General features: G+C 66.1%; 8 protein-coding genes. 5 read left to right on the top strand and 3 right to left on the bottom strand.

Going from position 1 to position 8,257, the window contains the following annotated elements; genetic code table 11:
- The first annotated feature begins 1,190 nt into the window (after positions 1-1,190).
- Positions 1,191-1,886: a hypothetical protein gene (locus tag ABT115_RS16015; RefSeq protein ID WP_351789337.1), complete on the top strand. Its 696-nt coding sequence runs from the start codon at positions 1,191-1,193 to the stop codon at positions 1,884-1,886.
- Entirely contained in the window at positions 1,883-2,308 is a 426-nt protein-coding gene (locus tag ABT115_RS16010) for a MarR family transcriptional regulator (RefSeq protein WP_351789335.1), read from the top strand. Before ABT115_RS16015 ends, ABT115_RS16010 begins: the two co-directional genes overlap by 4 nt.
- 420 nt (positions 2,309-2,728) lie before the next feature.
- On the opposite strand, the gene ABT115_RS16005 is transcribed toward ABT115_RS16010, so the two are convergent.
- Positions 2,729-3,436 carry an alpha/beta fold hydrolase gene (locus ABT115_RS16005; RefSeq protein WP_351789332.1) on the bottom strand — a complete coding sequence of 236 codons (708 nt, stop codon included), beginning with the start codon at positions 3,434-3,436 and terminating at the stop codon, positions 2,729-2,731.
- Between the two features lie 298 nt (positions 3,437-3,734).
- Between ABT115_RS16005 and ABT115_RS16000 the strand changes: the two genes are divergently transcribed.
- Positions 3,735-3,962: a DUF6207 family protein gene (locus tag ABT115_RS16000; protein WP_351789329.1), complete on the top strand. Its 228-nt coding sequence runs from the start codon at positions 3,735-3,737 to the stop codon at positions 3,960-3,962.
- Positions 3,963-3,981: 19 nt separating this feature from the next.
- On the opposite strand, the gene ku is transcribed toward ABT115_RS16000, so the two are convergent.
- Positions 3,982-4,749 (bottom strand): non-homologous end joining protein Ku, encoded by a 768-nt coding sequence (gene ku, locus ABT115_RS15995; RefSeq protein WP_351789326.1) that lies wholly within the window; start codon positions 4,747-4,749, stop codon positions 3,982-3,984.
- Positions 4,750-5,054: 305 nt separating this feature from the next.
- A complete protein-coding gene (locus ABT115_RS15990) occupies positions 5,055-6,581 on the bottom strand; it encodes a peptide ligase PGM1-related protein (RefSeq protein ID WP_351789324.1) in 1,527 nt (508 codons plus the stop codon).
- Between the two features lie 406 nt (positions 6,582-6,987).
- Here ABT115_RS15990 and ABT115_RS15985 point away from each other — a divergent pair, with 406 nt between their 5' ends.
- Complete coding sequence (locus ABT115_RS15985) at positions 6,988-7,335, top strand: hypothetical protein (protein WP_351789322.1); 348 nt, start codon at positions 6,988-6,990, stop codon at positions 7,333-7,335.
- A 347-nt stretch (positions 7,336-7,682) separates the two neighbouring features.
- Positions 7,683-8,240: a hypothetical protein gene (locus tag ABT115_RS15980; RefSeq protein WP_351789320.1), complete on the top strand. Its 558-nt coding sequence runs from the start codon at positions 7,683-7,685 to the stop codon at positions 8,238-8,240.
- Positions 8,241-8,257: the final 17 nt, after the last annotated feature.

Below are 8,257 nucleotides of genomic sequence, written 5' to 3'. Positions count from 1 at the left end.
CGCTGCATATCCCGCTCCGCGGGATATGCAGCGCTGGCGCGCTGCATAGGGAACGGCTCCGCTGACGCTTCGCCAAATTCCCGCGTAAACGCGGGAATTGAATTCCGTAAACGGAATTCTGAAAGGACGTCAATTCGCGCAAGCGCGAATTGTGGGGAGTCTCGCAAGCGAGACTCCTTGGGCTGGCTACGGGGTGAGGGTGCATCACGTGCGGGCCTGTGTAGCAGCTGGGAATCCCAGCCACCACCCCCGCAACGAGAGTGACGGACTGTCGCCTGACGGGGTGCCGGCCCCACCGCAGTGACGGGTTCCGCTACGCTACACCCTGACCGCTCCTCAACTCCCGAACTCGTCCGCTCACGTTCACTAATACCCCCGCCAGCATACACACCAATCCGTCACAGTGGGGTGGAATCCGATGATGTGTCACCCTTGGGGATGGAACCCACATCATGGGTGATGCATCACGCCAACATACTGTGTAGCGTTTGGTTTCTGGCCCCGCCACCTTGCGTCCCGGCCAATAAACTACCGGATGAATTCAGAATTGCGCGGCCCGAAATTGCTCAGCCAGGGAAAGGAAGCTTCGATATGGGACGGGTTGAATTCGACGTGCGGAGGTACCGGAGCCGATCGGCCGCTAGGCCGGGTGGCGGAACCGCCCACCGGCATCAGCCACGCTTCCTTGGTTCTGATCGTCACGGCCGGTACCACCCGAGACTCAGAGCCGTTGCTGCTGTCCGCAGCCCTCGCCGGGGCACCGTGCCGCACGCGAAGCCGCCTCAGCCACAACGGGATCCGGCCCGCGCGGTGTCCGAGGACATCAGATAGGAGAGAGTCAGCGTTTCTGCTGGTCAGAGCCTTGCGGTTGGGGGCGCAGTGTCGCCTCAGCGGGGACATTCGAGCCCCACGGTGTCCCTGCTGAGTAGACACAGAGCGGCTGAAAGGTCGGAAGAACTGACCTTAGACCCCGCAAAGAGGTCGGGATTCCTGACCTTTAGCGCTTCCTGTGTCACCTTCAGCGTTCCGGACGAAACATTGCCTTGTTCATCCCAACCCCCGGGGAGAGATGTCACCCCAGGGGTGACACACGACGCGCCAGGGGTCAGAAATGCCGACCTGTAGGTCAGGAGTGCTGACCTACTGCTACCTTGCTGTCGCCTGGGATCTTGAAGTGTGGAGAGTCGTCCGTGTCTGATTCGTCGAGTCGCCGTCGTGCCCCGAAGCCTGCGCGTCAGCCCGGCCTCGATCCTGACAACCCGTTGACCGCTTTCGGCTCGCGCCTGCGCAGCATCAAGGACCTGGATGACCTTGCACGGAAGTACCCCGACCGGGACATCAACGTCGGCCGCAAGCGGCAGAAGCTGGAGTTTTACTCCAGCGACGACCGGCCGAACGCCTTCGCGATGGCGAGCCTGGAATTCCTGCTCGTCATCGCGCAGTACTACCGCGAGGCGTTGCCCCTGCGGCTGATCCTGCTGCTGATCGCCGGGCAACGGGCTGGCGGACAGATTCCGCTCACTCAGGACGACATGGCGGCCATTCTGGACGTGCCGCGGCAAAAGGTGAACCCGGCGCTCCAGGACGTCATGGAGCACGGGATCGTGCTGAAGCGGCGGCCCGGCATCTACCAGTTCAATCCGCCTTACTCGTACGTCGCGGCCGAACTGGTCCGTGGCGTCGAAGGCCGCACGGAGTATGTTCAGATCGATCAGCAGGACGCATTGGAAGAGCTGCGGGCGGGAAGTCTGCCGGAGCTGGTGCGCTATCCATCTCTGCAGCACATGCGCGAGGCGATCGACGAACTGCGCAAGGAGCGGGCCGCGAAGCGTCGGGACCGACGCAAGCGGTTCGATGCACAGACGGAGAAGGAGCAGGGACAGTGAGCAGGGGAATGCTGTTGTTCACGCCGGTCAACGCCGAAGGGGTCGTTGCGGCCCTGGACCTGCCTCAGACTGCGTACCGCGTGCTGTTCGCACTGCGCTCTCGCAGCGAGTCCGGTGGCCGGATCGAGATGGGCCAGAACCAGATCGCGGCCCTGCTGGGCCTGAGTCGCCCCAGCGTCACGTCCGGCCTCCGCGAACTGATACTCGCTCGCCTGGTCACCAAGCAGCGTAACGGCGTCTACCGGATCAACGCGATGCTCGCCGGCTACGAGTCGACTGCAGCGGCGCAGCGCGCCATCGATGACATGGACGTCGACGACCGGCTGGACGACCCGGACTTCGTCGCCCGGTACCACCGGGCCGTCGAGGACTACCGCGAACAGCTCGCCCTCGAACGCCGCAAGAAGCTCCGCGTTGCCTGACGCTGGTCGTTGAACGTAAGGCGTTGTACCCCCGGGTGCAGCGCCGCTTCGATGCTCAGGACGAGGCATCACGGACACGAAAAGGTGGCAACAGCGCCACGGAACTGAGCCGGAGGTCAGGCCGGCCTGACCGTGCAGCTACGCGGCCGGACCCGCGCGCAAGTGATCCCCACTGGGCGGCGGGTCGGTGTGCGAGCGCGCGATCAACTCCGCGATCTCGCCTGTGCGGTCGGAGACGGCCAACCCACAGGTGAGCACCCTGGTGGTGTGTCGTCAGCGGCGTAATTGTCCAAGCAGGGTGGGCCAACTCGTTCAAGCAGGGTTGGACAACCTGGTGCACACGGTTCCCCTCCGGGGGAAACCGCAGCTCGTCGCGCAGCGAGGTTGGCCTGAGCTGAACGGTCTGGCTGTGAGGCGTGGTCAGGCCGCGAAGCCCTGAATCAGTTCTTCCAGCGTGGCGCTGACCTCTTCCGGTTCAGTGAGTAGGGCCAGATGGTGGGCCCTGTGGCGCCTGACACGCCATCCTTCGTGCTCGGCCTGGCTGGCTTCAGCCGAGTACGCATCGCTCAGTTGCAGGTAGGCGCTGTGAGCGGGAGGAGGAGCTGGGCATGCAGGGGCAGGCTCGTCGAAGTAGGCCAGGGGGACACGGGGGAGTTCTTCGCAAAAGCGCCCCCGCAGAGCGGGGTCGGGCAGAAGTTCCTCGATGGTGCCCGGCGGGAACCATTCGTTCCAGGGCGGCAACATTCCCTGCCCGGCAAGCCCCCGCAGCTGATCCCCCATTTCGGTAGGCACCGTGTCGAACCAGGCGCGGCCTGGATGCGGCAGCAATGCGTCGACGAAGACCATGCCGACGACCGTGGCCGCCGTCGCATGAGCGACCGCAGGCAGCAGAGCGCCGGCGCCGCTGTGACCGACGAGAACGATCCGCCCGTCGCCTCGTCGAGCGATGTCAGCGGCGACGGTGACGGCAAGCCTCGCGTAGTACGGTCCAGCATCCGCTAACACCCCTGCCAGGGAGGGCACGACCGTCATGTGTCCGCGCGCGCGTAGCAGCCGCGCGACTGATTGCCATGCCGAAGCGCCTACGAGCGGGCTGTGCACCAAGACCAGGTTCGGATGTCCTCGCATGACAGCTCACTCTCGATCACCGGGAAGCCGTTCGGGGCTCACGGACAAGACAAGCACCTCGGCTCGCGACCGGCCGGGCACTGCGCGGCAAGGAGATCCTGTTCCTCCGAATGCGTCGACATGAGCCCAACGTCCCCATGGGGAGTCGTGACCGCAGGGTGGGGAATTACGTGACGTTCAACCCGCTTGAGGTGGGGAATTGCATGACCGTCGACAGGCGGACGGCAGCGGGTGCTCGTATGGGTGGAACTGCAACCAGCGGCGAACTGCCTGGCATCGTCGGAGCGTCGGCCCGGTTATGGAACAGATCGAATCTCTTCACGTCTCGGAACCAGGCCTGCTGGTCCTCGACCTCACCGCGGCGGACGAAGAGACCGTCCAGGCCGCGATCGATGCGCTCGGTCGGCGCTGGGCAACGTCGGGCGGTGGCCGGGTTCGCGGTGTCCCTGGCGAGCCTGGGGTGACGGCGAGGCTGTATGCAGATATTCGCCGTGGTGGGTCCGAGGGCGCTGCGGCGGCGGACTGACTCCCGGGCCGCTACGTGCTCAATCGCCTCGCTCTGCACGGGCCGCCTGGACGCTCTCCTCCAGTGCCGCCATCAGATCCACCGGCGCCGCCGGCCCCACGGGCTCGATCAGCTTGCCGCCGCTGAGTTTCGCCGTGACCAGCTGCTCCAGGGCGTGCTCGTACCGATCCTGCAGCTCGCTCTCCTCGATGCCGGGCAGTGATCCGATCAACGTCTCAGCGAGTTCGAGCTCCCGGTCTGTGACGGGCGCGGACGGAGCGAGATCACCGGGGTCACGCAGCTCGTCGGCCCAGAGCAGGGTCTGGACAACGAGCACTCCATGCCGTGGACGCAGCAGCGCCAGGCGCTCCCGGCTCCTGATGGCGATTTTGGACACGCCCACGAATCCGGTCCGGGCAAGGGCTTCGACGAGCAGGACGTACGGCCGGTCGGCCCTAGGACCGCTGGGCCCCGCGAAGTACGGCTTGCCGTAGCTGATGGGGTCGATGTCATTGCCCGGGACGAAGCCGAGTACCTCGATGACACGCTTGGTCGGCAGCGGAAGGTGGGCCAGATCCTCATCCGTCAGCGGCATCACATTGCCGTCGGGCATCGCGAAGCCCCGCCCGACTTCCTCGTACGGGATTTCCTGACCCTCGACCCGGCAGAAGCGCCGGTGCTCGACCCGGCTGGAGTCGGCAGTATGAATCTCGTGGAGCCGCACCGGGTGCTCTTCGGTGGCGGCGAACAGCCGGATGGGCAGCGCGACCATCCCGAACTGGATGACGCCAGACCATGTAGCCCTCATGCTTCCAGCGTCGACGGCAGACGGCCGGGACGCATCCTTGAACCGCACGCCCGCAGTGGCCACTCAAAACGGGGACGGGCCCCTATTGGACCTGTTGGGGCTAACAGGTCCAATAGGGGCCCGTCTGCGGTTTCGTGAGCCCGATCGGACGGCCATGGCACAAGGCCGCGCAGGTCCTCGTGGAGTCGTGCCGCCAGGTCCCCTCCCAGCCGCTCCCCGGACAGGAGGGCACCCGGCTCACCCTGACAACCAGCCGTGGAGCGGCGCGGCGGGCGAGAACGGCCCGGTCCGAAGCCGGCTGAGGATCAACCGCGCCGACGGCAGGCGGCATCGGCGGCGGTGAGCATGGCGTCGTACAGGCGCTGCGCCTTCTCGGGGGACTTCTCGATGGCGACCATGCCCAGTTTGCCGACGCCGGGGAGAGCGCCGAGCACGTAGAAGATGACGCCGGTGCGCGTCGCCCGGCTGTAGTGCAGTCCCTCGCGCAGAGCAATGTCGACGACCTCCTCGGGCCGCAGCAGTTCATATCCCTCACGCTGGGCTCGGTCGCTGGCGACATAACAGCGTGGTTCGCCCTCAGGCGTCAGATATTCACCGGTGTCCTGCGCGTAGGTACCCTCGACCGCCCCGTGCAGCAGGAAGAACGGCGCGGTGGCGCCCCCCATCCGCAGATTGATCTCCAGCGCGTGAATCCCTTCGCCCGACACCGGATCCTCGACCAGGAAATCGACACTGAGGTGGCCCAGTACGCCCTTCGCGGCCAGCGCCTCGCCGGCCCGCAAGGCCAATCGCTGAATCTCCGTCCGATAGGCGGGCCCGGCCGGGAACGTACAGCCCACGAACACCTGCCCCGCCGCTCCACCGAGTACCTGCTCGTGGGTGGACACCACCTGTGCGCCTCGCACCGGGTCGATCTCCAGCTGGACGGACGGGGAACACGCACCCGGCGTGTCGATGAAGCGCTCCACGATGGCGCCCATCTCCCACAGCCGTGCCCCGTAGCTCTCCCAGGTGTCGGACTGCGCGGTGAAGGAGAGTTGTTCCGGCAACTTGGCACTCACCCACGCCTCCAGGCCGGTGGCCGGCGCCCCGGCGTAGGAGAACACCGCGTTGCCGCAGCCCGCAAAGCTGTCGTCGAGTTTGACGACGGCCCGCTCACAGCCTGCGTTCCGGGCTCGCAGCTCGGCAAGGGCCTTGACCAGTCCCTGTTCGTCCCTGATGTCCTCGAACCCCTCGGGTACCGGGACGCCGGCCATGCGCAGCAACTGCCGTCCGCCGCTCTTGGTGCCGCTGGGAGACAGCGCCGGGTCGCAGGCGTAGAGCGGAATGCCCAGTCGCACCGCCAGCGCCCGCTCCAGGGGAGTGCTGTTGAAGGTGACCAGATAGGCCTGGTCACGATCGGGGACGGCGGACAGGATGCGGTCGACCAGTCCATCGTCCTTGAGGATCTTCTCGGTCAGTGGCTGGGAAGAGCCGTCCGCGCAGTCGAGCAGCGTCAGCCGACTGCGCGCGTGTCCGGCCGGCAGTGACGAGATCGCTCCGAGGGCATAGTCGACGACGCTCCGCTGCAGCGGAAGGCTCGTGACGTACAGCATCCGGGCGTCGGGAACGCGGAGAGCCTGGGCCAGAAAGAGGAGGCGCTCCTCGAAGTGGATGACACCCTTGATTTTGCGGAGTTCTTCGCTGTCGAGGGAGAGACTGGGCACGACGACCAGGGTTGGTGCGTGAGCGCCCCGCCGGGCGAACAGTGCCGGGAGCCGCTGCTGCAGCTGCTCGAACGTCTGCTGACTGGTCGGGCCGTCCGATTGGGTCGAAAGCAGGCCGCTGGTCATCTGTCTTCCTTTCGGCGGGGGGTGCCGGAATGATTCCGTATGGCGGATAATTCCGCTCGCTGTACAGACGCGTCAAAGAATCAGCGTTTTACGGAGTATGAACACCGCTCATCTCGCGACACATGTACGACGGAAAACCGTGCGAGTCCCCACCGGCTCCGAGCGGAGCCCCCCGTTCGGCGGCGTGACCTCGCGATCGGGACAGTCAGTCCTTGCCCGGCTCGGGCCGCGTGCCCGCGAAGGCTGCCGCGCTGTCGTGCAGAGGTCGCCCGCCGGAAAGGCGAATGCCTGGGTACGAAGCCGCTTTCGAGCGTTCACCGACCGCTTCGGCCGCCGCCTGAAAAAACACGAACCTGCCATTACCGGTCTCGGAGCAATTCCCCTTCGAGGTCACCTCTGTTCGCTCTTGACCGGGCTCGAGCGCCACGACCTGGACGATCTCACCGCCGGCGTCCGCGACCGGTTGGACGCCCTGCCGCCCAAGGAGCGGCCCCGGCACCGCAAGATGACTACGGAGAACATCATCTGGGCCGCCGTCCTCGACCAGCGCGGCCTGTCCCGCTCACTGACTGCCTACCTCTTCCGCGTCGGGGAGAACCAGATGAGAAACCTGATCAAGCAGGTCCGACCGCACCTCGAGGCCCTCGGCTACCGCTCCGAACCCATCCCCGCCCGGCTGATCGACCCCAGCGACCTCGCCAACTACGTCATGCACGCGACAGCCGCAGACCGCGAACGAGAAACGCCTCACTAATTCATCGACGGCCCCCCACAGAGCGCTCGCCGACTGCAACTCGTACCGCGCGGTCAAGAACGCCGCGTTCAACGACCTCAACGCGATCAATCCCCAGCACGCTACCCGGGGCTGACACCGTGTCGCCTGGAAGAGGTAGGCGGTGGATGTCCTTGACACGGAGTTCATCCGTTCGTGCGAGGACGGCGCTCTGCGCGCGGATCAGCGCACAGTGGGGCGTGGAGACGGCGAGGACTGCGGCGCTGTGCGCGGCCGTCTGTTGGCTACCGGTGGATACGACGTGTCTACGAATCACCGGCGCCGGGATAGGGCGGAAGTCCGCCCGCTGCGGACCTACGATCCGGCCCATGAGTACCGAGATCGGCGATATCCAGGTTGACCCGCGTGAGCTGCCAGCTGGCAGTTTCACCGCGTCCGATATCGCGAGGATTGAGCTGGGGTCGGCGGCCGAGTCCGCTGCGATGTCCCTGGGGCGGTACGTGCAGATGCTGGGCGAGGACTTGGCTGTGGCCGGCGACTACGTGCGTCAAGCCGCACACCGTCGCCGTGACGCGGAATCCCTGGTCTCAGCTGCAGTGATTGCTGAGCGAGTCCGGGGCACCAGCTGGGGGGTGATCGGCGAGGCCCTCCGGATGAGCGCCGAGGAGGCGGAGGAGAAGTGGGGGCGGGACGAAGCGTCCTGGCATTACCGCAGCGTGGTGGACAGCCTGGTGCTGAAGGATCCCGGCAAGCGCGCCGCGAAGGTCGACCGCTACATCACGACCGACAAGCCGTATCAGTTCGGCACTGCTGTGAGGCGGCCGCTGTCCGCCTCGCTGGACGCTGCTGCTCATCTCACCGGCCGCGATGTTGCCGCCGCAGATCATGCGTTTGCTGGCACCGGCTGCACGGTCTGTGCCCACTGACGCGGCTCCTGCCACAC

Origin of the sequence: Streptomyces sp. NPDC001832, assembly GCF_040297265.1 — a bacterium.
GTDB lineage: Bacteria > Actinomycetota > Actinomycetes > Streptomycetales > Streptomycetaceae > Streptomyces.
Note: the sequence above shows the minus strand (reverse complement) of the source record. Positions and strands in the feature narration are given on the sequence as shown.

Coding starts and splice junctions, on each gene's coding strand:
- ABT115_RS16005 (WP_351789332.1), bottom strand. CDS start 3,436: ATGCGAGGACATCCGAACCTGGTCTTGGTGCACAGCCCGCTCGTAGGC.
- ABT115_RS16000 (WP_351789329.1), top strand. CDS start 3,735: ATGGAACAGATCGAATCTCTTCACGTCTCGGAACCAGGCCTGCTGGTC.
- ku (WP_351789326.1), bottom strand. CDS start 4,749: ATGAGGGCTACATGGTCTGGCGTCATCCAGTTCGGGATGGTCGCGCTG.
- ABT115_RS15990 (WP_351789324.1), bottom strand. CDS start 6,581: ATGACCAGCGGCCTGCTTTCGACCCAATCGGACGGCCCGACCAGTCAG.
- ABT115_RS15980 (WP_351789320.1), top strand. CDS start 7,683: ATGAGTACCGAGATCGGCGATATCCAGGTTGACCCGCGTGAGCTGCCA.